Source organism: Pseudomonas sp. GL_117 (genome assembly GCF_057835125.1).
The window spans coordinates 349,224-371,997 of the sequence record NZ_CM174418.1 but is presented as its reverse complement, the minus strand read 5'-3'; the positions used below and the strand labels follow the sequence as shown (position 1 = coordinate 371,997).

General features: G+C 61.4%; 21 protein-coding genes, 1 tRNA gene and 1 pseudogene. 13 read left to right on the top strand and 10 right to left on the bottom strand.

What is annotated here, in order from left to right; genetic code table 11:
• Positions 1–57: 57 nt before the first annotated feature.
• From AC3ISR_RS01595 to AC3ISR_RS01580, 4 genes are all read right to left on the bottom strand, one after another.
• Positions 58–318 (bottom strand): DUF2164 domain-containing protein, encoded by a 261-nt coding sequence (locus AC3ISR_RS01595; protein ID WP_192298412.1) that lies wholly within the window; start codon positions 316–318, stop codon positions 58–60.
• Positions 319–957: an imidazole glycerol phosphate synthase subunit HisH gene (hisH, locus tag AC3ISR_RS01590; protein ID WP_226457623.1), complete on the bottom strand. Its 639-nt coding sequence runs from the start codon at positions 955–957 to the stop codon at positions 319–321.
• Positions 957–1,550 (bottom strand): imidazoleglycerol-phosphate dehydratase HisB, encoded by a 594-nt coding sequence (gene hisB / locus AC3ISR_RS01585; protein WP_003218037.1) that lies wholly within the window; start codon positions 1,548–1,550, stop codon positions 957–959. The genes hisH and hisB overlap by 1 nt, the downstream gene beginning before the upstream one ends.
• A gap of 221 nt (positions 1,551–1,771) precedes the next feature.
• Positions 1,772–3,433: an OFA family MFS transporter gene (locus AC3ISR_RS01580; RefSeq protein WP_226457622.1), complete on the bottom strand. Its 1,662-nt coding sequence runs from the start codon at positions 3,431–3,433 to the stop codon at positions 1,772–1,774.
• A gap of 326 nt (positions 3,434–3,759) precedes the next feature.
• Here AC3ISR_RS01580 and AC3ISR_RS01575 point away from each other — a divergent pair, with 326 nt between their 5' ends.
• From AC3ISR_RS01575 to AC3ISR_RS01560, 4 genes are all read left to right on the top strand, one after another.
• Positions 3,760–5,982: an AsmA family protein gene (locus tag AC3ISR_RS01575; RefSeq protein ID WP_463983828.1), complete on the top strand. Its 2,223-nt coding sequence runs from the start codon at positions 3,760–3,762 to the stop codon at positions 5,980–5,982.
• Positions 5,979–7,046 carry an A/G-specific adenine glycosylase gene (gene mutY / locus AC3ISR_RS01570; RefSeq protein ID WP_192298416.1) on the top strand — a complete coding sequence of 356 codons (1,068 nt, stop codon included), beginning with the start codon at positions 5,979–5,981 and terminating at the stop codon, positions 7,044–7,046. The genes AC3ISR_RS01575 and mutY overlap by 4 nt, the downstream gene beginning before the upstream one ends.
• Positions 7,043–7,315, top strand: coding sequence for an oxidative damage protection protein (locus AC3ISR_RS01565; RefSeq protein ID WP_192298417.1), 273 nt, complete (start codon positions 7,043–7,045; stop codon positions 7,313–7,315). The genes mutY and AC3ISR_RS01565 overlap by 4 nt, the downstream gene beginning before the upstream one ends.
• Before the next feature lie 103 nt (positions 7,316–7,418).
• Positions 7,419–7,494: transfer RNA gene (locus AC3ISR_RS01560), tRNA-Phe, on the top strand.
• Between the two features lie 132 nt (positions 7,495–7,626).
• Here AC3ISR_RS01560 and AC3ISR_RS01555 read toward each other — a convergent pair.
• From AC3ISR_RS01555 to AC3ISR_RS01545, 3 genes and pseudogenes are all read right to left on the bottom strand, one after another.
• Entirely contained in the window at positions 7,627–9,225 is a 1,599-nt protein-coding gene (locus AC3ISR_RS01555; RefSeq protein WP_192298418.1) for an ArnT family glycosyltransferase, read from the bottom strand.
• Positions 9,226–9,302: 77 nt separating this feature from the next.
• The gene (locus tag AC3ISR_RS01550; protein ID WP_192298419.1) at positions 9,303–10,268 is read right to left on the bottom strand and encodes an arsenic resistance protein; all 966 of its coding nucleotides are present in this window, start codon (positions 10,266–10,268) and stop codon (positions 9,303–9,305) included.
• Positions 10,269–10,318: 50 nt separating this feature from the next.
• Positions 10,319–10,390 (bottom strand): annotated as a pseudogene (locus AC3ISR_RS01545) (type II toxin-antitoxin system RelB family antitoxin); the annotation flags it as partial.
• A 180-nt stretch (positions 10,391–10,570) separates the two neighbouring features.
• Between AC3ISR_RS01545 and AC3ISR_RS01540 the strand changes: the two are divergent.
• Both AC3ISR_RS01540 and AC3ISR_RS01535 read left to right on the top strand, forming a co-directional pair.
• Complete coding sequence (locus tag AC3ISR_RS01540) at positions 10,571–11,536, top strand: alpha/beta hydrolase family protein (protein ID WP_463983827.1); 966 nt, start codon at positions 10,571–10,573, stop codon at positions 11,534–11,536.
• A gap of 19 nt (positions 11,537–11,555) precedes the next feature.
• On the top strand, positions 11,556–11,969 hold the full coding sequence (locus AC3ISR_RS01535) for a hypothetical protein (RefSeq protein WP_463983826.1): 414 nt from the start codon (positions 11,556–11,558) through the stop codon (positions 11,967–11,969).
• A gap of 79 nt (positions 11,970–12,048) precedes the next feature.
• On the opposite strand, the gene gabP is transcribed toward AC3ISR_RS01535, so the two are convergent.
• Positions 12,049–13,440, bottom strand: coding sequence for a GABA permease (gene gabP / locus AC3ISR_RS01530; protein WP_463983825.1), 1,392 nt, complete (start codon positions 13,438–13,440; stop codon positions 12,049–12,051).
• Between the two features lie 553 nt (positions 13,441–13,993).
• Here gabP and AC3ISR_RS01525 point away from each other — a divergent pair.
• From AC3ISR_RS01525 to AC3ISR_RS01505, 5 genes are all read left to right on the top strand, one after another.
• Positions 13,994–14,767: an ABC transporter ATP-binding protein gene (locus AC3ISR_RS01525; RefSeq protein WP_010213906.1), complete on the top strand. Its 774-nt coding sequence runs from the start codon at positions 13,994–13,996 to the stop codon at positions 14,765–14,767.
• Positions 14,768–14,780: 13 nt separating this feature from the next.
• A complete protein-coding gene (locus tag AC3ISR_RS01520; protein ID WP_192298423.1) occupies positions 14,781–15,533 on the top strand; it encodes an ABC transporter substrate-binding protein in 753 nt (250 codons plus the stop codon).
• Positions 15,534–15,605: 72 nt separating this feature from the next.
• Positions 15,606–16,301 (top strand): ABC transporter permease, encoded by a 696-nt coding sequence (locus AC3ISR_RS01515; protein ID WP_053253867.1) that lies wholly within the window; start codon positions 15,606–15,608, stop codon positions 16,299–16,301.
• A 38-nt stretch (positions 16,302–16,339) separates the two neighbouring features.
• Positions 16,340–17,029, top strand: coding sequence for an ABC transporter permease (locus tag AC3ISR_RS01510; protein WP_025999969.1), 690 nt, complete (start codon positions 16,340–16,342; stop codon positions 17,027–17,029).
• The gene (locus tag AC3ISR_RS01505) at positions 17,010–18,197 is read left to right on the top strand and encodes a methyltransferase (RefSeq protein WP_463983824.1); all 1,188 of its coding nucleotides are present in this window, start codon (positions 17,010–17,012) and stop codon (positions 18,195–18,197) included. The genes AC3ISR_RS01510 and AC3ISR_RS01505 overlap by 20 nt, the downstream gene beginning before the upstream one ends.
• A 241-nt stretch (positions 18,198–18,438) precedes the next feature.
• On the opposite strand, the gene bcsQ is transcribed toward AC3ISR_RS01505, so the two are convergent.
• The gene (gene bcsQ / locus AC3ISR_RS01500; RefSeq protein WP_463983823.1) at positions 18,439–19,398 is read right to left on the bottom strand and encodes a cellulose biosynthesis protein BcsQ; all 960 of its coding nucleotides are present in this window, start codon (positions 19,396–19,398) and stop codon (positions 18,439–18,441) included.
• A 269-nt stretch (positions 19,399–19,667) separates the two neighbouring features.
• Here bcsQ and lapG point away from each other — a divergent pair, with 269 nt between their 5' ends.
• Both lapG and lapD read left to right on the top strand, forming a co-directional pair.
• Positions 19,668–20,384: a cysteine protease LapG gene (gene lapG, locus AC3ISR_RS01495; RefSeq protein ID WP_192298599.1), complete on the top strand. Its 717-nt coding sequence runs from the start codon at positions 19,668–19,670 to the stop codon at positions 20,382–20,384.
• An 11-nt stretch (positions 20,385–20,395) separates the two neighbouring features.
• Positions 20,396–22,342, top strand: a complete 1,947-nt coding sequence (gene lapD, locus AC3ISR_RS01490) for a cyclic di-GMP receptor LapD (RefSeq protein WP_192298426.1) — start codon at positions 20,396–20,398, stop codon at positions 22,340–22,342.
• A 56-nt stretch (positions 22,343–22,398) separates the two neighbouring features.
• Here the strand turns inward: lapD and AC3ISR_RS01485 are convergent, their stop codons facing one another.
• Entirely contained in the window at positions 22,399–22,737 is a 339-nt protein-coding gene (locus AC3ISR_RS01485; RefSeq protein ID WP_305391891.1) for a tryptophan synthase subunit beta, read from the bottom strand.
• Positions 22,738–22,774 lie beyond the last annotated feature (37 nt).

Below are 22,774 nucleotides of genomic sequence, written 5' to 3'. Positions count from 1 at the left end.
GCTATTAGCTGCAAGCAAGCACGCGTATCAATTCTTGCAGCTACAAGCTTGAAGCTTTCAGCTACTTTTTTCTAAAGCCCACAGGTCGCTTTCGATGCTTTCGAAGCGCTCTTTGAGCAGCGTCTGTGCGTCGAAAATCGCCCTGTTGTAATAGTGCGGAGCAACTTCGGTGGTGAACAGTTCGAGGATCTCGGCGACCTCGAACGAACCCAGCTTCAGCTCGAAGCGATCTTCCATGAACCGCTTGATCTTGAGGGTAGCCTCACTCTCCTGTTCGGGCGTGAGGTTCAAGAGCGGCAACTTCGGCTTCTTGGCCATTTACCAGCTTCCGTTCCAGGTGGCGAAGTTCTGCAGCAATTGCAGGCCATGGGTATGGCTCTTCTCCGGGTGGAACTGCACGGCAAAGCGCGAACCTTCGGCCAGCGCGGCGGCGAAGTCGACGCCGTAGTGCCCGCCACCCACCACCTGGCCTGGGTTACCGGCGGCGATGTAGTAGCTGTGCACGAAGTAGAAACGCGCCAGGTCCGGGATGTCGTGCCACAGCGGGTGATCGACGGTCTGACTGACCTCGTTCCAGCCCATGTGCGGCACTTTGAGGTGTGCGCCGTCTTCATGCAGGTCCTTGCCGAAGAACTTCACCTGGCCCGGGAACAGCCCGATGCAGTCGACGCCGTCGTTCTCTTCACTGCGATCGAGCAAGGCTTGCATGCCCACGCAGATGCCGAGGAACGGACGGTCCTGGCTGACTTCACGCACCAGGCTGTCGAAGCCCAGGCGGCGGATCTCGGCCATGCAATCGCGAATCGCGCCAACGCCGGGGAATACCACCCGGTCGGCTTCGCGAATCACGTCTGCGTCGCTGGTGATCAGCACCTTGCCGGCACCTACGTGTTCGAGGGCCTTGGCCACCGAGTGCAGGTTACCCATGCCGTAATCGATAACCGCGACCGTCTGCATTACAGGACGCCCTTGGTCGAGGGCATTTGCCCGGCCATGCGATCATCCAGCTCCACGGCCATGCGCAGGGCGCGGCCGAAAGCCTTGAACACGGTTTCGATCTGGTGGTGGGTGTTGGTGCCGCGCAGGTTGTCGATGTGCAGGCTGACAAGTGCGTGGTTGACGAAACCCTGGAAGAATTCCTGGAACAGGTCGACGTCAAAACCGCCCACGGTGGCGCGGGTGTAGGGCACGTGCATCTGCAGGCCTGGGCGGCCGGAGAAGTCGATGACCACACGCGACAGCGCTTCGTCCAGCGGGACATAGGCGTGGCCGTAGCGACGGATGCCTTTCTTGTCGCCGATGGCCTTGGCAAATGCCTGGCCGAGGGTGATGCCAACGTCTTCCACCGTGTGGTGGTCGTCGATGTGCAGGTCGCCCTTACTGACGATATCCAGGTCGATCAGCCCATGACGGGCGATCTGGTCCAGCATGTGCTCAAGAAAAGGTACACCGATATCAAATCGGGCCTTTCCGGTGCCATCCAGGTTGATCGAGGCTTTGATCTGGGTTTCCAGAGTGTCGCGCTCGACGGACGCCTTACGTTCGGCCATCACCAGCTCCGCAAAATCATTGGGCGAAAAAGGCAGCCATTATAGGGGCGCGGGCGCCAAACAGAAACATCGGAGGGGATAAGACTGATGGAGTGTCGAGGATAGACATGTGCATACAACTGTGGGAGCTGGCTTGCCTGCGATGCGGGCACCTCGGTCACTCAGACAGACCGAGGTGATGCTGCCGCGGGCGAGCCCGCTCCCACAGGGTTTTTGCGGTATTAGTGGAACAGTACCGCCGTCTTCTGCAGGGTCACCCACACACCCCACGCCAACGGAATACCGACCACCAGCCACGCGGCAATCGCCAATGGCACGGTGCCGGGCGCCGCTTTCCATTCCAGGGAAGTGGTGGCGTCCGCGCCTTTGTCATGCCCCAGCGCCTGCTCGGCCGCCAGTTCGGCGTCGGTCATGAAGTACTTGTCCGCCACCGGGCGGACCAGCATGTTGCAGACGAACCCCAGCACCAGCAGGCCAGCGAGGATATACAAGGTGATGTCGTAGGCCGCGGCACGTTCAACGCCGATGCTCAGTTGATATTCACGCAGGTAGTTCACCAGCACCGGGCCCAATACGCCCGCCGCAGCCCATGCGGTCAGCAGGCGACCGTGGATCGCGCCGACCATCTGCGTACCGAACAAGTCGGCCAGGTAAGCCGGAACCGTCGCAAAGCCACCGCCGTACATCGACAGGATGATGCAGAACGCCGCCACAAACAGCGCCACGTTGCCCAGGTGCCCCAGGTTCGGGATCAGCGCGTACAGGGCAAAGCCCAGGGCGAAAAACACGAAGTAGGTATTTTTACGGCCCAGGTAGTCGGAGAACGACGCCCAGAAGAACCGGCCACCGATGTTGAACAAGCTCAACAGCCCGGTGAAGCCCGCCGCGATGGCGGCGATGGACGCCAGTTGACCCGCATCCAGCTGGCCGAACGGCACATCCACGCCCAGCAATTTGCCGCCGAACACTTCCTGCAGCAGTGGCGAAGCCATGCCGAGGATACCGATACCGGCGGACACGTTCAGGCACAGCACCAGCCACACCAGACGGAATTGCGGGGTCTTCCACGCCACATTCACGTGCACGTGACGGTGGGTGATCATCGCATTGCTGGCTTTTTTCGCCGGCGCGGTCCAGCCCTCAGGCTTCCAGCCGGTCGGCGGTACGCGGTAGGACAAGGCGCCGCCGATCATGAACACGAAATAAATCGCGGCCATCACCAGGAAGCTCTGCCATACCCCCACGCTGTCGGGCGTGGCGAAGTGGCCCATCAAGGCTGCCGCCAACGGGGCGCCCACCATCGCGCCGCCGCCGAAGCCCATGATCGCCATGCCGGTCGCCATGCCGCGCTTGTCCGGGAACCACTTGATCAGGGTCGACACGGGCGAGATGTAACCCAGGCCCAGGCCAATGCCGCCAATCACGCCGGAACCGATCCACATCAGCCAGATCTGGTGGGTGTAGATACCCAACGCCGAGATCAGCAGGCCGCCACACCAGCACAGCGCCGATACGACACCGGCCTTGCGAGGCCCGGCATGTTCCAGCCAGCCGCCCCAGATCGCTGCCGAGCAGCCCAGGAAAATGAAGAACAGGGTGTAGATCCAGCCCAGCATGGAAATGGGCCAGTCGCATTGGGACGAGAAGACTTGGGCGATAAAGCTCATGTCCGGCGCGCAGGCCAATGGCTTGGTGATCCCCAGCGCCTTCGACAACGGCAGCCAGAACACCGAAAAACCGTAGGCCATGCCGATGCACAGGTGGATAGCCAGCGCGGCCGGCGGGACCAGCCAGCGGTTGAAGCCCGGCTTGGCGATGATGCGTTCCTTGGACAGGAACGCAGGCTGTGCGGCAGTTAAAGCTGCCGCAGTGCTTGTGCTCATTGGTGTTTCCCCCAGTTGTTAGTATGTGTTCGTCAGGCGCTCTCTCCCTCGGCCTTGCACGCAAAGCGTTGGCCGTTGTTTTGAGTCAAGCTCCATTTGATGCGCGACGTTGTGTCGCAGAAGGCAGACGAACCCGCGCAGATTAGCACCTGTGAATGCCAGAAAAACCAAACTGACATCACCTTTTTCGGGTTATCTGTTTTATTTGACGCCAAAATCCCGTTTTGCTGGGCGTGGATACAATGTAACGATCGGCGAACTGACGTACGGTTACCGGCGGTATACTCTTCGGCTAAATTTTAATCTCGACATACAAGGACTCGCCCATGAAAGCGTTCGGCAAAATCCTGGGTCTGGTACTTCTCGGGCTGTTGCTGATCATTGTGGCGCTGGGCTTTGCCCTGACCCACCTCTTCGATCCCAACGACTATAAAGACGAGATCCGCCAGATTGCCCGCGACAAGGCCCACATCGAGCTGACGCTCAATGGCGACATCGGCTGGAGCCTGTTCCCCTGGCTCGGCCTTGAGCTGCACGAAGCCAGCGTGGCGACCCTGACCACTCCGACACAACCGTTCGCCGACCTGCAAATGCTCGGCCTGTCGGTGCGCGTGCTGCCGCTGCTGCGCCGCGAAGTGCAGATGAGCGATGTGCGCGTCGAAGGCCTGAACCTGCGCCTCAACCGCGACAAGCAGGGCCACGGCAACTGGGAAGACATCGGCAAGACCGCACCGGTCGCCAGCACCGAAGCGCCTGCCACTGCGCCCGCGCCTGCCGAGCCGGCGCCCGAGGCCAAGCCGGAGAAGCCGCCGCAGCCGATCCGCCTGGACATCGACAGCCTGACCATCAACAACGCCCGCGTGGAATACAACGACGAGCAGACCGGTAAGCAATTCAGTGCTGAAAGTATCCAACTGAGCGCCGGTGCGATTCACGATGGCGCGAGCATTCCGGTGAAGCTCACCGCATTCTTCGGCAGCAACCAGCCAGTGATGCGCGTCAAGACCGAGCTCAATGGCAACCTGCGCATCCAACGTGCGCTCAAGCGCTACCAGTTCGAAGACATGCGCCTGAGCGGCGAGGCCACCGGCGAGCCGCTGCAAGGCAAGACCGTGACGTTCTCCACCCAAGGGCAGATTTTGGTGGACTTGGCGGCGAACATCGCCGAATGGACCAACTTGAAACTGTCGGCCAACCAATTGCGCGCCCTGGGCGAGCTGAAGGTCAACGACCTGGACAAGACGGCCCAACTGAACGGCGCCCTGTCCATCGCCCAATTTGACCTGGCCAAGTTCCTCGACAGCGTGGGTAACCCGTTGCCAACGATGGCCGAGGGCAGCCTGAGCAAGGTCGAGCTGGTCAGCCGCCTGGCGGGTACGCCCACCAGCGTGGTCCTCGACGACCTGAACCTGAAGGTCGATGGCAGCACCTTCACCGGGCGCATTGCCGTGGAAGACTTCGCCAAGCAATCGCTGCGGGTCCAGCTCAAGGGCGATACGTTCAACGTCGACAATTACCTGCCGGCCAAGTCCGAAGCCGCCAAAGGCGCAACCGCCGCACGCCAGGCCGAAGTGCAGAACAGCGAAGCCGGGGCCATGGCCGCCGGTGGCACCACGCCGCTGCCGGACGCGCCCACCAAAGGCGCCTGGAGCACCGACAAGCTGCTGCCTGTGGCACGCCTGCGCGCGCTGGACGTGAATGCCGACCTGGCCTTCGGCCAATTGACCTTGAGCAAGCTGCCGATCCAGAACGCGGTGCTCAAAGCCTCCGGCATCGACGGTCAACTCAAGCTCAGCACCCTGAGCGGCAGCCTCTACAACGGCTCTTTCCAGGCAACCGGCAACCTTGACGTGCGCCAGGATATTCCCGTGTTGGCGCTGCAAAGCCAGATCAGGCAAGTGCCGGTCGAGCGCATCCTGCAAGCCCAGGGACAAACGCCGCCGGTGAAGGGCCAGGTCACCCTCGACAGCAACCTCAGCGGCCGCGGCAACAGCCAGAAAGCCCTGATCGACAGCCTCAACGGCACCGCCAGCTTTGTGATCAACAACGGCGTGCTGCTCAACGCCAACCTCGAACAACAGCTATGCACCGGCATCGCCCTGCTCAACCGCAAGACCCTGAGCAGCGCACCGCAAGGCAAGGACACGCCGTTCCAGGAACTGCGTGGCAACCTGACCTTGCGCAACGGCGTCGCCAGCAACCCGGACCTGAAAGTGCGCATCCCGGGCCTGACGGTCAACGGCAACGGTGACATCGACCTGCGCGTGCTGGGCATGGACTACCGCGTGGGCATCCTCGTCGAAGGCGACCAGCGCGAAGTGCCGGACCCGGCCTGCCAGGTGGGCGCCAACTTCCAGGGGATCGAAGTGCCGCTGCGCTGCCGTGGCCCGCTGGAACTCGGCGCCAAGGCTTGCCGCCTGGACAAGGACGGCCTCGGCCAGGTCGCTATCAAGGCCGCCGGCAACAAGCTCAGCGACAAACTTGAAGAGAAGCTCGACAAGGTCAACCCGCAGCTCAAAGACGCGCTCAAAGGTCTGTTCAAACGATGAGAAACGAGCAGTTTTCAACGGCGGTGCTGGATTGGTACGACCGCCACGGTCGCCACGACCTGCCCTGGCAACAGGGCATCACGCCTTATCGGGTGTGGGTCTCGGAGATCATGCTGCAACAGACCCAGGTCAGCACCGTGCTGAATTATTTCGACCGTTTCATGGCCTCGCTGCCGACGGTCGAAGCCCTGGCCGCCGCACCGGAAGACGAGGTGCTGCATTTGTGGACCGGCCTGGGCTACTACACCCGCGCACGCAACCTGCAAAAGACCGCAAAGATTGTGGTGGCCGACTATGGCGGCGAGTTTCCCCGGGACGTGGAAAAACTCACTGAGCTGCCGGGCATCGGCCTGTCTACCGCCGGCGCAATCGCGAGCCTGAGCATGGGCCTGCGCGCACCGATCCTCGACGGCAACGTCAAGCGCGTGCTGGCACGCTTTACCGCGCAAGAGGGCTACCCGGGCGAACCCAAGGTCGCCAAGCAGCTGTGGGCCACGGCAGAGCGTTTCACCCCCCATGATCGCGTCAACGCCTACACCCAGGCGATGATGGACATGGGCGCCACCCTCTGCACCCGCAGCAAACCCAGCTGCCTGCTGTGCCCGCTGGAAAAAGGCTGCGAAGCCCACATGCTCGGCCTGGAGACCCGCTACCCGATCCCCAAGCCGCGCAAGACCATCCCGCAAAAGCGCACGCTGATGCCGATGCTGGCGAACGCCGAGGGCGCGATCCTGCTCTACCGCCGCCCATCGACGGGGCTCTGGGGTGGGCTGTGGAGCTTGCCGGAACTGGACGACCTGCAAGACCTGGAACACCTCGCCCACCAGCACGCGCTCGAACTGGGCAAGCAACAGGAACTGCCGGGGCTGGTCCACACCTTCAGCCATTTCCAGCTGGCCATCGAACCCTGGCTGGTGCGGGTCGAGGAATCCGCCCATCACGTGGCCGAGGCCGACTGGCTCTGGTATAACCTCGCCACCCCGCCGCGCCTGGGCCTTGCCGCCCCGGTCAAGAAACTGCTGAAGCGCGCGGCCGATGTTTTGAATGCAGGAGTGTCGTCATGACCCGCACCGTAATGTGCCGCAAGTACAAAGAAGAACTGCCAGGCCTGGAACGCCCTCCGTACCCAGGCGCCAAGGGCCAGGACATTTACGAGCATGTCTCTGCCAACGCCTGGGGCGACTGGTTGAAACACCAGACCCTGCTGATCAACGAAAAACGCCTGAACATGATGAACGCCGAAGACCGCAAGTACCTGGCAGGCGAGATGGACAAGTTCTTTTCCGGCGAGGATTACGCCAAGGCCGACGGCTACGTGCCACCTGCTCAATAATTGATCAAAAACCGGGGTCGGCACGTAAGCGACGGTAATAATTAAATATTTTTTGAAAACTTGCTTGACGACCCCCTGAAAAACCCGTTTAATGCGCCCCGTTGCCCAGATAGCTCAGTCGGTAGAGCAGGGGATTGAAAATCCCCGTGTCGGCGGTTCGATTCCGTCTCTGGGCACCACTAATTAGTTTTAGGTGGTGCGAACATCATCTGAAACACACAAGAAACCCGCCTAGTGCGGGTTTTTTGTTGCCCGGGATTTATTGAGCTGCGTCGGAGCAACCTCTGTCGCCCCGAAGCCCGTCATCTCAATCACTCAAGCAAAAACACCATCAACGGATTGTCATTCAACCGCCCGCTGTACACCGGCGCCTGATGTTCCAGCGGCGTTCCCGCCAGCAGCTTGGTTTCCTTACGTGCCACGATCACCCATGCCGGCTTTGGCAATGCAGCCAACCGCTCGACCTCGCTCCCCGCGACAAACAACGGCTGCTCATCATGATCCAGGTTCATCATGTAGCGCACCGCCCAGGTATCCCGGCCGAGATTGACAAACACCAACGGCCCCGGCTGCTTCATTCGTAGCGCTTCCACCTCGCCAACAAAGGTGCGGGTGTCGAATTGCAGATCCTTGGCCGGACCGATCACGGCCACCAGCAACAGCCATTGCGCCGCCAATGCGATCGCACTGAGCCCCACCAGACGACGCCAGGCGATCACTGCCGCCACTTGCAGGACCAGCAGCGCGCCGATCAACAGCGGCAACGAAACGTCCGGCCAATAACCGTGCTTCTGCCACCCATGCCGACAGACAAAGACTACAACCACGCACAACGCCGGTAGCGCCACGACAAGCCATTCGTAACACCTGCGCACGCCAACGAGCCAGCCTTGCGCCTGGAGCAGCCCATAGGCGGCGACAGCGGCAAACATCGGCACCATGGGCAGGATGTAATAAGCGCGCTTGAAGTGCGGCACCGATAGCCCGAGCAGGATCATCAAGCCGCAGGCGCCCAGGCGCACCACCATCTGCACGTCGTCATTCACAAACCGTTCAGACCAGCGATGGCGCAGCGCGATCAACGTTGCCAGCGCCAGCGGCACCACCGGGAAGTAGCGGTACACACTCAACTGGAAGTAGAAGTAGAACGGCTCGCCACTTTCATCGAGGCGCCCGCCGACCTGCATCTTGAACACTTCGTCGGCAAAGGCATCGCCACCGCTGATCCGCGCCAGCTTCACCAACAGCCACCAGCACGCCGCCAACAGCAGCACGCCAACCACACCATGGATCAGCACCTGCCTGACCCGCTGCCCGGGGCGGCTCAACGCCCAGTACACGCACACCACGCCACAGACTTCGATCAACCCCAGCGGCCCTCGAATCGCAAAGCCGAGGACGAACAACGGGAACACGGCGAGTTGGCGCCAGCGCGATCCCAAGCGCTCCCCCGTGTGCAACAGGTAGAAACTGCCGACACAGAGTAGCGACACCATCTGATCCAGGCACACCGAACGCGACTTATCGAGCAACTGCGCAGTGAGCAACGTCAGCAGCACCGTGAGCAGCGCCCATTGCCGGCTCGACGGCACCAGCAGGCGATAGATCAGGGCAACGGTGCCGGCAGACGCGAGGGCGGTGGGCAGGATATTTGCCAGGTGGTTGGGCGCACCAAACAGCCGGGCAAACACAAAACTGAAGAAGGTCGCGGTGCCGGGATAGTCCGCGTAGGGCTGACCGTAGGTGGTCGGGAAAAAACTCGCGCCGTGGCGAAACATTTCCTGCAGGAACAACGCCCAACGCCCGTCAAAACCCTGAGGCTGCTGATCCCAGATCCCCAGGGTAAACAGCAGAGAGGCGAGCAAGAAAATGCCCAGGGACTCCAGGCGAAAACGGTTGTGGTGATCCATCGGTTGACCTGTCAGGTAAAGAGTGCCGACTTATGGTGCCGGCCACCCTGCTGAATAGCGCCTGAACAGACTCACATTTACCGACGCACGGGCCATACCAACGCCGGGATCAGACGCACATAGATCAATTCACCGACCAACTCGATCAGGGTTTGCAGGATCACCGCCGTCGCCGCCAACCCGCGTACACCCTCGGGCAGGGCCAGCGCCAAGGGCAGCACCACCAACGAGTTGCGTGTCGATGCGCTGAACGTCACCGCACGCGCCGTCAACGCCGGCAACGCACAGACACGCGCCGCCAAAGCGCCCATCAGCGGCGCCAGCAACAGGAAGCCCAGGTAGACCGGAATCACCGGCAGCAACAGGCTGAAATCACGCACCACCGCAGTGATCTGCGAGGCGATCACCACAAACAACACCAGTGCCATGGCCGGCACCGGCAACCAGGCCCAGGCGTTGTTCCACGCGCTGATAACGGTCGAGCTGCGCGCCAGCGCCGTGGTGCCCACCGCCAACACCATCGGCACCACAATCAACATCAGGAACGCCTCGACAAAAGGCCCCGCCTCGACCACCACCCCAGGCTGCGGCCCCAGCATCAACCCCAGGTACACCGGCAACAGCGCCAACTGCACCAGCAGCAACACCGGCGTCGCCGCCAGCATCAGCCGCGAGTCGCCCTTACCCATATGGGTAAACACCACCACGTAATCGATGCACGGCGTCAGCAACACCAGCAACGCACCCAGCAATAGCGCCGGGTGCGCGACCAAGCCACGGGTCAATGCCCACACCAGCAACGGCACCAGGATGAAATTGACCAGCAGCAAAGCCGACAGGAAGCGCTTGTTGCCCCAGCCGTGGCGCAACTCCAGAAACGGGATCTGCAAGAACATCGCGTACATCAGCACGGCAATAGCGGGCGTGACCAGTGCGCCCAGGCCATTGGCCGATGAGGGCGCGAGCAGGCCGAAGGTGGCTGCCAGGAGGACCGTGATGAAGTAGAGGGGGATCTGATTGTGTTCGAGGGTGTCGCGGGTCATGAAAGCGCCCTGGCTGATCGCAAAGGCAACAAGCCTATGGATCTATTGGCAAAACGGTCGTAGCTGGCAGCCTGCTCTTCTGTTTCAAACTCTGAAACGATGGGAGAAAGTGGGATGCTCATAGAGACCTCCAAAGTGGGTGCCTGCCAGTCTAATCGGTCCATGATCGGGTGTCGTTCCTCTCGTATATATGGCTCTATCAGTGAGCGCCGAGATTAGTGGGGCCGCCGAATGGCACACACGTACTGGCAAACCGGCCAACTGTTACTAAAAAAATAAAAACCGACATAGGCAGAAAACCAATGAACTTGAATGACGCCTCTTCGCGAATACCACTCGCAACACGCAACCCAGGGCAAAGCACGCCCTTCAATGAACCCGCTGCCGACAACCACCTCATCGGCGGCTTCACCTGGCGCCACCTGCGCACCGACTTCGACCGCCCTGTCGTCATCATCAACGCCGCCACATCCCTGCGCTGCCGCTATTACTCGCGTTTCGCCGACTACCTGTTTGCCAACGGCCTCGACGTCATCACCTACGACTACCGTGGCATCGGCGAATCCCGCCACGGCTCGCTAAAGGGCTTCAAAGCCTCGTGGTCGGACTGGGGCGTGCTGGATTTCGAAGCGATCTTGCAGCGCGCGCAACGGGAGTTTCCAGGCCAGCCGATCGATGTCGTCGGCCACAGCTTCGGCGGCTGTGCGGCCGGGCTGGGAGCGTCAGGCGCAGTGATCCGGCGGATCGTCACGGTCGGCGCGCAGTTCGCGTACTGGCGCGACTACGCCACGAGCCAGCGCTGGCAGATGTTTGCCAAATGGCATGTAGCAATGCCGCTGATGACCGCGCTGTGCGGATATTTCCCCGGCAAGCGCCTGGGCTGGATGGAGGACACGCCGGCGGGCGTGGTACGCGACTGGAGCACCCCGACACCCAACTATGAAACACGCCCCAGCGGGCGGGGCTTGCGTGAACTGCCCTTCAGCCAGGTACAAGCGCAGATACTGGCCATCAGCATCACCGATGACCCATTTGGGACCGTAGCAGCCATCGAGCGGTTACTGGGTTACTTCGACAACAGCGAACGCACCCACCTACGGCTTGCGCCTGAAGACATCGGTGAGAAGAGGGTCGGGCATTTCGCTTTTTTCCGCAGCGAGTATCAGGACCGCCTGTGGCCGATTGCATTGGCCTGGCTGCAAAACGGCCAATTGGCGACGGATACCCTTGGGATTTCCCACAACCTGCGCTTCAATAGCCCACTCTGAACCCTAGGACGCTACACCCATGCCCTCGCCAAACAAGCAGCAAAAACGCGCCCAACGAGCAAAGGCCAAGGCCAAGCAAAACCGCTCCCAGCGCGCCGGCGCGAGCAAACCGGACGCCTTTGCCGGCGATGACAGTCGCATTGACCTTGAATCGGTGGACTTGACCGAGTTGTTCGTAGAAATGCGCACCGCCAGCGAGATCAACCAGCAGGCATTGTGCGCCGCGTTCCTATCGCACCCGCTGCTGGCGGTCGTGCTGGAACAGGAAGGCGAAGAAGAAGCCACCGACTTTATCCTCGCGGCACTGATCGAATATCGCCAATGGGCCACAGATAGCGATGATGAAGCGGCTGCGTTGGCGTGGATCGAATCGCCACAGTTCCAGGCGGATTACGTGGCGGCCTCCCAGGCACTGGCCAACTCAGCAGACTGACGTAAAACCAAATGTGGGAGCGGGCAAGCCCGCTCCCACATTTGAACTGCGGCGCAATCAAGCGCCGCACTCGATCACATCAATTGAGTACCGCAGCACCCACTTTCTGCTCCTTGCGACGGCTCGATACCATCAACCCCGCCGCCACCACCAGCAAGCTCAACACGCCAGTCGCAATGATCTCGACCCGGTGCGCTTCCTGGAACAGCATGATGGTCAACGTACCGACGATGAACACCATCACCGCGTAGGTCAGGCCCGGGAACAGCCACATCTTGAAGACAATCTTCTCACCCGCCGCCGTACGCTTCTGGCGCATGCGCAATTGCGACACCGCGATCACCAGGTACACCAGCAGCGCGATCGCGCCGGAGCTGGCCAGCAGGAATTCGAACACCGCCGCCGGAGCGACATAGTTGGCAAACACCGCCAGGAACGCAGCGCCGGTAGACAGCATTACCGCCCAGTATGGCGTGCCGCTGCTGTTGGTGCGCTTGGCCACGGCCGGTGCATCACCGCGACGGCCCAGGGAGAACAGCATGCGCGACGCGGTATACAGGGCCGAGTTCAGGCAACTGGTCACGGCAACCAGGACCACGATGTCAACGATCATCTTGGCGTTCGGGATGCCCATGCGTTCCAGCACGGTCTGGTAGGAACCTACGGCAGCCAGGGTCGGATCGTTCCATGGCACCAGGGACACCACGATGAAGATCGACAGCAGGTAGAACAAACCAATCCGCCAGATCACCGAGTTGGTGGCCTTGGTGATTTGCTGGCCAGGGTTCTTCGATTCAGCGGCAGCGATGGTAACGATCTCGGTACCCATGAAGGAGAACATGGTGGTCAGGATCGCGGCCAATACCGCGCCCATGCCGTTAGGCATGAAGCCTTGGGTGTCGAACAGGTGCGAAACACCGCTGACCTGACTGGTCGGCAGGAAGCCAAAAATTGCCGCCAGGCCGAGGATCACGAAGCCCACGATCGCGACCACTTTGATCAGCGCAAACCAGAACTCGAACTCGCCGTAGTTCTTCACGCTGAACAGGTTGGTCGCCGTCAGCAGCAAGGTGATGACCAAGGTAAAGGCCCAGATCGCAATGTCCGGGAACCAGGCATGCAGGATGGTCGCGGCGGCGTTGGCTTCCAGTGGAATCACCAGCACCCAGAACCACCAGTACAGCCAACCGATGGTGAAACCGGCCCAGTGGCCGATGGCGCGGTCGGCGTAAGTCGAGAACGAACCGGTGTCCGGCGACGCCACGGCCATTTCGGCCAGCATGCGCATCACCAATACCACCAGCGTACCGGCGGCGGCATAAGCCAGCAGCACAGCAGGGCCGGCGGCAGCAATCGCGTGGCCGGAGCCAACAAACAAACCGGCACCAATAACGCCGGCAATCGACAGCATGGTGACGTGACGCGGTTTGAGCCCCTGTTCGAGGTCATTGGAGCTTTGCGTACTACTCATTGACACACCTTTGCGAGGAATTGCGAAAACGGTTCGCCCGGCCTGTGCTCTTTCTCGTGAAAAGAAACCAACAGGGCGTTCTTTATTTTTTACGCAATATTTGCGCCAAAATGTTACAAACCCGCAATTGACGCGGGCTGTAGGACAATTCAACAGCCGTCGCAACTCATTGAGAACACTGAGATTCCGCTATAGCGTTACCGTGCGACTCACTTTTAAACGAACGCGCGCACCAAAAACACACACAAAAAGTACGTGACGCTCCATAACAGGGCTGATAAGCACCGTTTGCCCGATTGACCCTTCCAACACCCGGCCAAAGCTGGCACCATCGCGCCCTTTTTTACGCGAAGCCTGCGGGTTTTCCGGTTCAAACGGCTGTTCGGTTGTAGATGGCGCGACACGCCGCTGTGCCGATGCGACACCCTGCCGCACACAGCCCGTCAACCGTCCGCAGCGTTGTTGGCTGCCATCCAGACGCTATGCTAGCTTGGCGCCTCGCCAGGAAGGCGGCCCAACAGCAAGCACGCAACGAACACAATGAGGACCGCACATGGCCGAGGCCACGCCCGCGCTTGAAATCCGCAACTTGCATAAACGCTATGGTGAGCTGGAGGTACTCAAAGGTATCTCGCTGACCGCTCGCGACGGCGACGTGATCTCGATCCTGGGTTCCTCCGGTTCCGGCAAGTCCACCTTCCTGCGCTGCATCAACCTGCTGGAAAACCCGCACCAGGGCCAGATCCTGGTGGCCGGCGAAGAGCTCAAGCTCAAGGCCGCAAAAAACGGCGAGCTGATGGCCGCCGACGGCAAGCAGATCAACCGCCTGCGCAGCGAAATCGGTTTTGTGTTTCAAAACTTTAACCTGTGGCCGCACATGAGCATCCTCGACAACATCATCGAGGCCCCTCGCCGTGTGCTCGGCCAGAGCAAAGCCGAAGCCATCGAAGTGGCCGAAGCGCTGCTGGCCAAGGTCGGCATCGCCGACAAACGCCACGCCTACCCCGCGCAACTGTCCGGCGGCCAGCAACAACGGGCGGCCATCGCGCGCACCCTGGCGATGCAGCCTAAAGTCATCCTGTTCGACGAGCCCACATCCGCCCTTGACCCGGAAATGGTCCAGGAAGTACTTAATGTGATCCGCGCGCTGGCCGAGGAAGGCCGCACCATGCTGCTGGTCACCCATGAAATGGGCTTCGCCCGCCAGGTGTCCAGTGAAGTGGTGTTCCTGCACCAGGGCCTGGTCGAGGAGCAAGGATCGCCACAGCAGGTGTTTGAAAACCCGCTTTCGGCGCGCTGCAAACAATTCATGTCCAGCAACCGCTAACGGAGCAACATGCATGCAGAACTATAAAAAATTCCTTCTGGCCGCCGCCGTCTCGATGGCGTTCAGCGCCACGGCCATGGCAGAAACCTTGAAGATGGGGATCGAAGCGGCCTACCCGCCCTTCAACAATAAAGACGCCAGCGGCAACGTCGTCGGCTTCGACAAAGACATCGGCGACGCCCTGTGCGCCAAGATGAAAGTCGAGAAGTGTGAAGTGTACGTGTCCGACTGGGACGGCATCATCCCGGCCCTGAACGCCAAGAAGTTCGACTTCCTGGTGTCCTCGCTGTCCATCACCGATGAGCGCAAGCAGGCCGTCGACTTCACCGACCCGTACTACTCCAACAAGCTGCAGTTCATCGCGCCGAAAGCCACCAAAGACTTCAAGACCGACGCCGGTTACCTCAAAGGCAAGATCATCGGTGCACAACGCGCGACCCTGGCCGGTACGTACCTGGAAGACGAGCTGCCGGACACCACCTCCAAGCTCTACGACACCCAGGAAAACGCCTACCTCGACCTGATCTCGGGCCGCCTCGACGGCATCCTCGCCGACAAGTACGTGCAGTACGAATGGCTCAAGAGCAAAGACGGTTCCGCCTATGAGTTCAAAGGCGACCCGGTTGTGGAAAGCGACAAGATCGGCATCGCCGTCCGCAAGGGCGACCCACTGCGCGAGCGCCTGAACAAAGCCCTGGCAGAGATCAAGGCCGACGGCAGCTACAAGAAGATCAACGACAAGTACTTCCCTTTCAGCATCGAATGATCTGAACGGTATGCCCGACGCGCTCACCTGAGCGCGTCGGCTTTTAGCAATGCCTTGCGATATGAAAACACCATGAATTTCGATCTCTACGGATTCGGCCCCGCGCTTGCCGCCGGCGCGCTGATGACCGTCAAGCTGGCGCTCACCGCCCTGTGCCTGGGGCTGGTGCTCGGCCTCGCCGGCGCCTTGGCCAAGACGTCCCCGTACAAGCCGCTGCAATGGCTTGGCGGCGCTTACTCGACCATCGTTCGCGGCATTCCCGAACTGTTGTGGGTGCTGCTGATCTATTTCGGCACGGTCAACCTGATGCGTGCCCTCGGCGAGTTCTTCGGCAACCCCGATCTGTCCCTCAGCGCCTTTGCCGCCGGGGTGATCGCCCTGGGCCTGTGCTTTGGCGCCTACGCCACCGAAGTGTTCCGCGGCGCGATCCTCGCCATTCCCAAGGGCCACCGCGAAGCCGGCGTGGCGTTGGGGCTGTCGAAGTTCCGGATTTTCACCCGCCTGATCATGCCGCAGATGTGGCGCATCGCCCTGCCGGGGCTGGGCAACCTGTTCATGATCCTGATGAAGGACACCGCGCTGGTCTCGGTGATCGGCCTTGAAGAAATCATGCGCCACGCGCAGATCGGCGTGACCGTGACCAAGCAGCCATTCACCTTCTTCATGGTCGCGGCCTTCATGTACCTGGGCCTGACCGTACTGGCGATGACCGGTATGCACTTCCTGGAAAAACGCGCCGCCCGCGGCTTTGCAAGGAGCACCCAATGAGCGGCGACTACAGCTGGCTGGCGCATTTCGACCTGGGCCTGAACTGGGCCGTGATCATCAAATGGCTGCCCAAACTGGCCCAGGGCGCAATCCTGACCCTGGAACTGGTGGCCATCGCCGTGATCGCCGGCCTGCTGCTGGCGATCCCGCTGGGCATCGCCCGTTCCTCGCGACGCTGGTACGTCAGCGCCCTGCCCTACGCCTACATTTTCTTCTTCCGTGGCACGCCGCTTCTGGTACAGCTGTTCCTGGTCTACTACGGCCTGGCGCAGTTCGATGCGGTACGCGAGAGCTTCATGTGGCCCTACCTGCGCGATCCGTTCTGGTGTGCCACGGCCACCATGACCCTGCACACCGCCGCCTATATCGCCGAGATCCTGCGCGGTGCGATCCAGGCGATCCCGCCGGGCGAGATCGAAGCGGCACGCGCCCTGGGCATGTCCAAGCCCAAGACGCTGTTCTACATCATCCTGCCGCGCGCCTCGCGCATCGGCCTGCCGGCTTACAGCAACGAAGTAATCCTGATGCTCAAGGCCAGCGCCCTGGCCAGTACCGTGACCTTGCTGGAACTGACCGGCATGGCGCGCACGATCATCGCCCGCACCTACTTGCCGGTAGAGATCTTTTTCGCCGCCGGGCTGTTCTACCTGTTGATGGCCTATATCCTGGTGCGCGGCTTCAAACTGCTGGAACGCTGGCTGCGCGTCGATGCGTGCCAAGGACGTTGAAGCGCGCTTCGCGGCGCTCGATGCATTCCTGATCGAACACCAAGGGCTGTGGCGACCACGGCCCTTCACCCACCGGCAATTACCCTGGGAAGCCGAACACCCCGCGCTCTCCCAGTGGCTGCGCCAACGTTCGCTGGCTGACGCCGAAACCGCCCACAACCAGCCCCACGACCTGCCCGCCCCGGCCCCTTTTCCACAGCTTGCCGCCCAGGCTCTCGCGCTCAGCGCTGTGGATAACTTGCCGAAGGTGCCCCTTGAACCGGCTCGCCCGCGCCTGAATGTCGATGTGCCCGGGCGCAAGTGGCAACAGATCGAAGCCTTCGGTGCGGCCCTGTCATTTGCGGCAACGCCAACGCACTGGCTGGACTGGTGCGCCGGCAAGGGCCACCTCGGCCGCCGCCTGCTGCACACCGGGCAACAATTGACCTGCCTGGAATATGACCCGGCCTTGATCGCCGCCGGCCAAGCCTTGAGCGATCACCACGGCTTGCCCGTGACCCATCGCCTGCAAGACGTGATGGCCGACGTGCCGCTCAGCGCCGTACACACCCCCGTCGCCCTGCACGCTTGCGGCGACCTGCACGTACGCTTGCTGCAAGCCGCCAGCGCGGCTGGCTGCAAGCAACTGGCACTGGCGCCATGCTGCTACAACCGCATCAGCGCAGACCGCTATCAAGCCCTGTCGGGCCCGGGCCGCGCTTCGGCGTTGCAGCTGTCGATCGATGACCTTGGCCTGCCCCTCAGCGAAACCGTGACCGCCGGCGCCCGCGTGCGCCGCCAGCGCGACAGCTCCATGGCGCGGCGCCTGGGCTTCGACCGACTGCAACGTGAACTGCGCGGCTGCGACGACTACCTGCCCACGCCGTCATTGCCCAGCGCCTGGCTGGACAAACCCTTCGCCGACTACTGCCGGGAGCTGGCGACCCTCAAAGGGTTATCCACAGGCGCACAGGATTGGGCGGCACTGGAAGCCCACGGCTGGCAACGCCTGGCCGAGGTCAGGAACCTGGAATTATTGCGTGGTCTGTTTCGGCGCCCGCTGGAGCTGTGGCTGGTGCTGGATCGGGCACTGTTTCTCAGCGAAAACCGCTACCGGGTTGAAGTAGGCAGTTTCTGCGAACCGGCACTGACGCCGCGCAACTTGATGGTGCTTGCCGAGCGCGATTAAAGGGCAAAATTGTCGCAGCCCAGCCTGTGGATAACTCTGTTGATGAATTCTTTTCAGCGCCTGTCGCGGCCTACGCTGAAGGCAAAAAGCCACGCTGGTCATTTTTTGTGCACAGAATAAAAAGCACGCAAAACAGGCAGTTGCGGCGTGTTGAGAACAGCTCCACAAAATCGCTGTTTACCCCCGACCGCAACCTACCGATTGTGCATAAGCATCTGGCGTCATGGGTCTAACAAGCGGTTCAGGGCGTGGTTTTCGGGCGGATCAGCAACTGACAGAGTTCGTTGAGATCGTCGCTCGCCAGGCTCTGGCCCAGGTTATCCAGCGGGTCCGAACCAAAGGCCAGGGCTTCGCTGATGGACGGATCGCGGTGCACGACCTCCAACAGGCTGTCACCCAGACGCAGCTTGAAGGCTTCGAGCATGTCCAGGCTGAACGCCGAATGCTCGTCCAACTGGTTGATCACAAAGTGACAACGCGGCGGGAAATTGCGCGCCAGATAGGGCGCCAGCAACGCATCCATCTGATCCAAAGTGCCCAGGCACGCGGCGTCCGGCTGGACCACCACCAGCACAATGTCGGCCACGTTCAACGCTTGATGCAGGTACACATTATTGCCGGCCGGGGTATCGACGATCACCGTGTGGCGCTCGCTCAAGCCCAGCACCGACAGGCGCTGCGCCAGCCACTTGGGTTCACGTGTGAGCCAGTGCTGCAGGTTGTCCTGCTGCTGGGGGTCGGTGTCGCCAAAGGGCATCACCTCGCAACCGGCGAACCCGGTGTGCAGCACGTTCTGCCAGGGTCCGTTGACCAGGCTGGTGCGGCCGATGCCGGGCAATTCATGATCCACACCGAAGTGCTGGCGCAAGGCGTTCTGCGGGTCGAGGTCGAGTGCCACCACCGACTCCCCCAAACGCTGCAGGCCGCTGCTCAGGGCCGTGACCAGGGTACTGCGGCCGACGCCACCGTTGACGGACACCACAGCGACCACGTTCGGGCGCGGTGCGGTTTCGTCAAAGGCCAGGGGTTGTTCGTGAGCATATGGCGTGTTGGGGCCCAAACGTGAACCGTCTTTCATGTTCACGCGCGTGCCATCATCGAACGGAACGGTGCCGAAAAAGTGCAGCCGAGCATTGCGCCCTTTCGGGTCGCGGGACACGCTCTTGCCGAACAGGGCAAGCAGATCATCAGTGCGGCTCATGGCCGGAGCTCCTTCACGGCGCGAATAAAGACGTGGGAGATCGGCAAGAAAACAAAGGGGCTCACCGCAGTCTTTTTGTAGGCGCTTTCGTTGAGACATTTTGTGACAGCGCTCGGCAAGTGTCATTATTTTGATGATATTCGCGCAAGCCTTTCAGATGAGCGGAAAATAGTCACTTTACTGACGCCTGGTTCGCGTAAATTCAGCCCCGTGATTCCACCGTGCCATTGTTTTTTACCCGCCAGCACCGCACCATTGCCGCACCTTCAATGCTGCAAGCTTGGATATTCGCAGTGGCGATACGCTTTAAATTCCCTCGGTTTCTCTACGGCCTTGCCATCACCCTGCTGCTGGGTGGCGGCCTGCTGGGCAATTTGCTTGCCGATTGGGATTTCAGCCAGATCAGCCGCCGCGCCGAGTCGCTTTACGGCCCATTGGGTGCCGGGCGTCAACGCATCGATGCCTGGCAACAATTACTCTCGACGCAAAAGCAGATCGGCGAGCTTGAGCAACTCAAAGTGGTCAACTTGTTCTTCAACCGCCAGTTGCACTACGAGGAAGACATCGACCTGTGGCACGAGATTGATTACTGGGCGACGCCCATTCAATCCCTGTGGAAAGGTGCCGGTGACTGTGAAGACTATGCCATCGCCAAATACTTCAGCCTGCGTAACCTCGGTATACCGGCGGAAAAGCTGCGGATCACCTACGTTAAGGCCTTGCGCCAGAACCGCGCGCACATGGTGCTGACCTACTACGCCAGCCCCAACGCGATGCCGCTGGTACTGGACAGCCTGATGGACCCGATCCTGCCCGCCAGCCAGCGTACGGACTTGTTGCCCGTCTACGCGTTCAACGGTGAAGGGCTGTGGCTGACGGGTGCTGCGGGCAACAAAAAAGTCGGTGACACCAAGCGCCTCTCGCGTTGGCAGGATGTCTTGAAGAAAATGACCGCCGAAGGGTTTCCGGCCAGTTCGGATAATTAACAGGAGCTACGATGTCACTGTTCAAACAATTGCTGATCGCTATCTGTGTGTTTCTCGTGGTCGCCTTCAGCGGTAGCTTCGTGGTCAGCCTGGAAAGCTCGCGCTCGCAGTACGTCAACCAGTTGCGTTCCCACGCCCAGGACGCGGCCACCGCGCTGGCGCTGTCGCTGACGCCAAACATCGATGACCCGGCGATGACCGAGCTGATGGTCAGCTCGATCTTTGACAGTGGCTACTACGCCAGCATCCGTGTGATCGACCTGAGCAACGACCAGGTGCTGGTGGAACGCGCCGCCGAGCCCGACGCCAGCGGTGTACCCGCCTGGTTCGTGAAGATGATCGGCCTTGCGCCAGCCGGCGGTGATGCCATCGTCAGCCGCGGCTGGCAGCAGGCGGCGCGCGTGGAGGTGGTCAGCCACCCGATGTTCGCCCTCGCCAAACTGTGGCAGAGCGCCTTGGGCAGCCTGGGTTGGCTGCTGCTCTGTGGTGCGGCGAGCGCGATCCTCGGCGCATTGCTGCTGCGTCGCCAACTCAAGCCGTTGGACTACATGGTCGAACAATCCCACGCCATCGCCCGCCGCGAGTTCCTCAGCCTGCCCGACCTGCCGCGCACCCCGGAACTGCGCCGTGTGGTGCAGGCGATGAACCAGATGGTGGAGAAGCTCAAGGCACTGTTCCACGAACAGACCGAGCGCAGCGAGAAGCTGCGGGTGGAGTCCTACCAGGACAGCCTGACCGGGCTGGCCAACCGACGCTATTTCGAGATGCAACTCAACTCCCGGGTCAGCAACCTGGAGGAGCACAGCTCGGGCTACCTGCTGATCCTGCGGGTCAACGACCTCGCCGGCCTCAACCAGCGCTTCGGCGGGCAACGCACCGACCAACTGCTGCAAGCCGTCAGCCAGCTACTGGTGCGCACCTGCGCCAAGTACCCGGAGACCCACAACCTGATCACCCGCAGCCGTGGCGGTGAGTTCGCGGTACTCGCACCGGGCCTGGTGCGTGACGAAGCCCTGCAACTGGCCCAGGAACTGGAAACCACCCTGCAAAGCCTGCACGAAACCGGCGCTACCGACATGCAGACCGTGGCCTACATCGGCCTGGCCCCCTACAACGCCGGCGACGCCTCGGCCGACCTGTTGATGCTGGCCGACCAGGCCCTCACTCAAGCCGAAGCCAACAGCGGCCAGAGCTGGGTCTGCCTCGAACACCACACCGCCGGCACCGTCAGCGATGACCCGCACAGCTGGCATACCCTGCTTGACGATGCCCTCAAGCAAGGACGTTTCCGCCTGTTCTTCCAGCCAGTGGTGAGCAGCGCCGATACCCAGCGGGTGCTGCACTACAAGGTGTTGTCGCGTTTGCTGGACAACCAGGACCAGACCATCGCCGCCGGCCACTTCCTGCCGTGGCTGGAGCGCTTTGGCTGGACCGCGCGCCTGGACCAAGTGATGCTCGACCTGGTGATCAAGCAACTGGCCCAGCACAACCAGTCGGTGGCCCTGAACCTCTCGGCCGCAACCCTGAACGACCCGCAGGCCCTGGAACGCATCTTCGAACGCCTGGCCCAGCACCCGACCCTGGGGCCGCGCCTGATCCTGGAGATCGGCGAAGAACAAGTGCCCGAGCAAACCCAGCTGGAGTTGATGATCCGGCGCATGCGCAACCTCGGCTACAGCCTTGGCCTGCAGCGTTTCGGCGGGCGCTTCAGCATGATCGGCAACCTGGCGCACCTGGGCCTGGCCTACCTGAAAATCGACGGCAGCTACATCCGCGCCATTGATCAGGAGAACCACAAACGGATCTTTATCGAAGCGATCCAGCGGGCCGCCCACAGCATTGATTTGCCGTTGATTGCCGAGCGCGTGGAAACCGAGGGTGAATTGCGGGTGATCCGCGAGATGGGCGTGGAAGGGGTGCAAGGCCAACTGGTCGGTGAACCGGCGCCCTGGAAGTAAAACGTTGAAGCCTCATGCCTCCTTGACGCTGATACCGTGAAGGAGGTGTGCCCGGTTCAGATCAAACCGGTTTCATCATCATTGATCAGCTCGCTCAAACCGCCCAGCGCCGCCCGTGCCTGGGTCCGTTCCAGGAACTTGGCCTGTGCCGCCGGTGGCAAGTCAGTGATGCGAATCACGCCTTTGGACGTCAGCACCTGAATCAAGTCATCCAGCACTCGAATCATCTCAAGGTCACTGCTCTTGAGCTGCTTGAGGCTGTTTTCGATCTCGTCCCCGGCAAACCACGCCTGGATCTCATGGTGATCCGCCGGTAGCGTCTCGGTGGCTTCCGCGTAGGCCTGCGCCTCGACGCGCACCAAAGCGTTGTTTTGATCGCGTTGCACGTAGAACATCAGCGTTCTCCCAATAAAAAATCCCTGCAGGCGCCGC

Excerpts from the sequence above, each read along its gene's own strand:
- AC3ISR_RS01595 (WP_192298412.1), bottom strand. The coding sequence starts at position 318 with ATGGCCAAGAAGCCGAAGTTGCCGCTCTTGAACCTCACGCCCGAACAG.
- hisH (WP_226457623.1), bottom strand. The coding sequence starts at position 957 with ATGCAGACGGTCGCGGTTATCGATTACGGCATGGGTAACCTGCACTCG.
- hisB (WP_003218037.1), bottom strand. The coding sequence starts at position 1,550 with ATGGCCGAACGTAAGGCGTCCGTCGAGCGCGACACTCTGGAAACCCAG.
- AC3ISR_RS01580 (WP_226457622.1), bottom strand. The coding sequence starts at position 3,433 with ATGAGCACAAGCACTGCGGCAGCTTTAACTGCCGCACAGCCTGCGTTC.
- AC3ISR_RS01575 (WP_463983828.1), top strand. The coding sequence starts at position 3,760 with ATGAAAGCGTTCGGCAAAATCCTGGGTCTGGTACTTCTCGGGCTGTTG.
- mutY (WP_192298416.1), top strand. The coding sequence starts at position 5,979 with ATGAGAAACGAGCAGTTTTCAACGGCGGTGCTGGATTGGTACGACCGC.
- AC3ISR_RS01565 (WP_192298417.1), top strand. The coding sequence starts at position 7,043 with ATGACCCGCACCGTAATGTGCCGCAAGTACAAAGAAGAACTGCCAGGC.
- AC3ISR_RS01555 (WP_192298418.1), bottom strand. The coding sequence starts at position 9,225 with ATGGATCACCACAACCGTTTTCGCCTGGAGTCCCTGGGCATTTTCTTG.
- AC3ISR_RS01550 (WP_192298419.1), bottom strand. The coding sequence starts at position 10,268 with ATGACCCGCGACACCCTCGAACACAATCAGATCCCCCTCTACTTCATC.
- AC3ISR_RS01540 (WP_463983827.1), top strand. The coding sequence starts at position 10,571 with ATGAACTTGAATGACGCCTCTTCGCGAATACCACTCGCAACACGCAAC.
- AC3ISR_RS01535 (WP_463983826.1), top strand. The coding sequence starts at position 11,556 with ATGCCCTCGCCAAACAAGCAGCAAAAACGCGCCCAACGAGCAAAGGCC.
- gabP (WP_463983825.1), bottom strand. The coding sequence starts at position 13,440 with ATGAGTAGTACGCAAAGCTCCAATGACCTCGAACAGGGGCTCAAACCG.
- AC3ISR_RS01525 (WP_010213906.1), top strand. The coding sequence starts at position 13,994 with ATGGCCGAGGCCACGCCCGCGCTTGAAATCCGCAACTTGCATAAACGC.
- AC3ISR_RS01520 (WP_192298423.1), top strand. The coding sequence starts at position 14,781 with ATGCAGAACTATAAAAAATTCCTTCTGGCCGCCGCCGTCTCGATGGCG.
- AC3ISR_RS01515 (WP_053253867.1), top strand. The coding sequence starts at position 15,606 with ATGAATTTCGATCTCTACGGATTCGGCCCCGCGCTTGCCGCCGGCGCG.
- AC3ISR_RS01505 (WP_463983824.1), top strand. The coding sequence starts at position 17,010 with ATGCGTGCCAAGGACGTTGAAGCGCGCTTCGCGGCGCTCGATGCATTC.
- bcsQ (WP_463983823.1), bottom strand. The coding sequence starts at position 19,398 with ATGAGCCGCACTGATGATCTGCTTGCCCTGTTCGGCAAGAGCGTGTCC.
- lapG (WP_192298599.1), top strand. The coding sequence starts at position 19,668 with ATGCTGCAAGCTTGGATATTCGCAGTGGCGATACGCTTTAAATTCCCT.
- lapD (WP_192298426.1), top strand. The coding sequence starts at position 20,396 with ATGTCACTGTTCAAACAATTGCTGATCGCTATCTGTGTGTTTCTCGTG.
- AC3ISR_RS01485 (WP_305391891.1), bottom strand. The coding sequence starts at position 22,737 with ATGTTCTACGTGCAACGCGATCAAAACAACGCTTTGGTGCGCGTCGAG.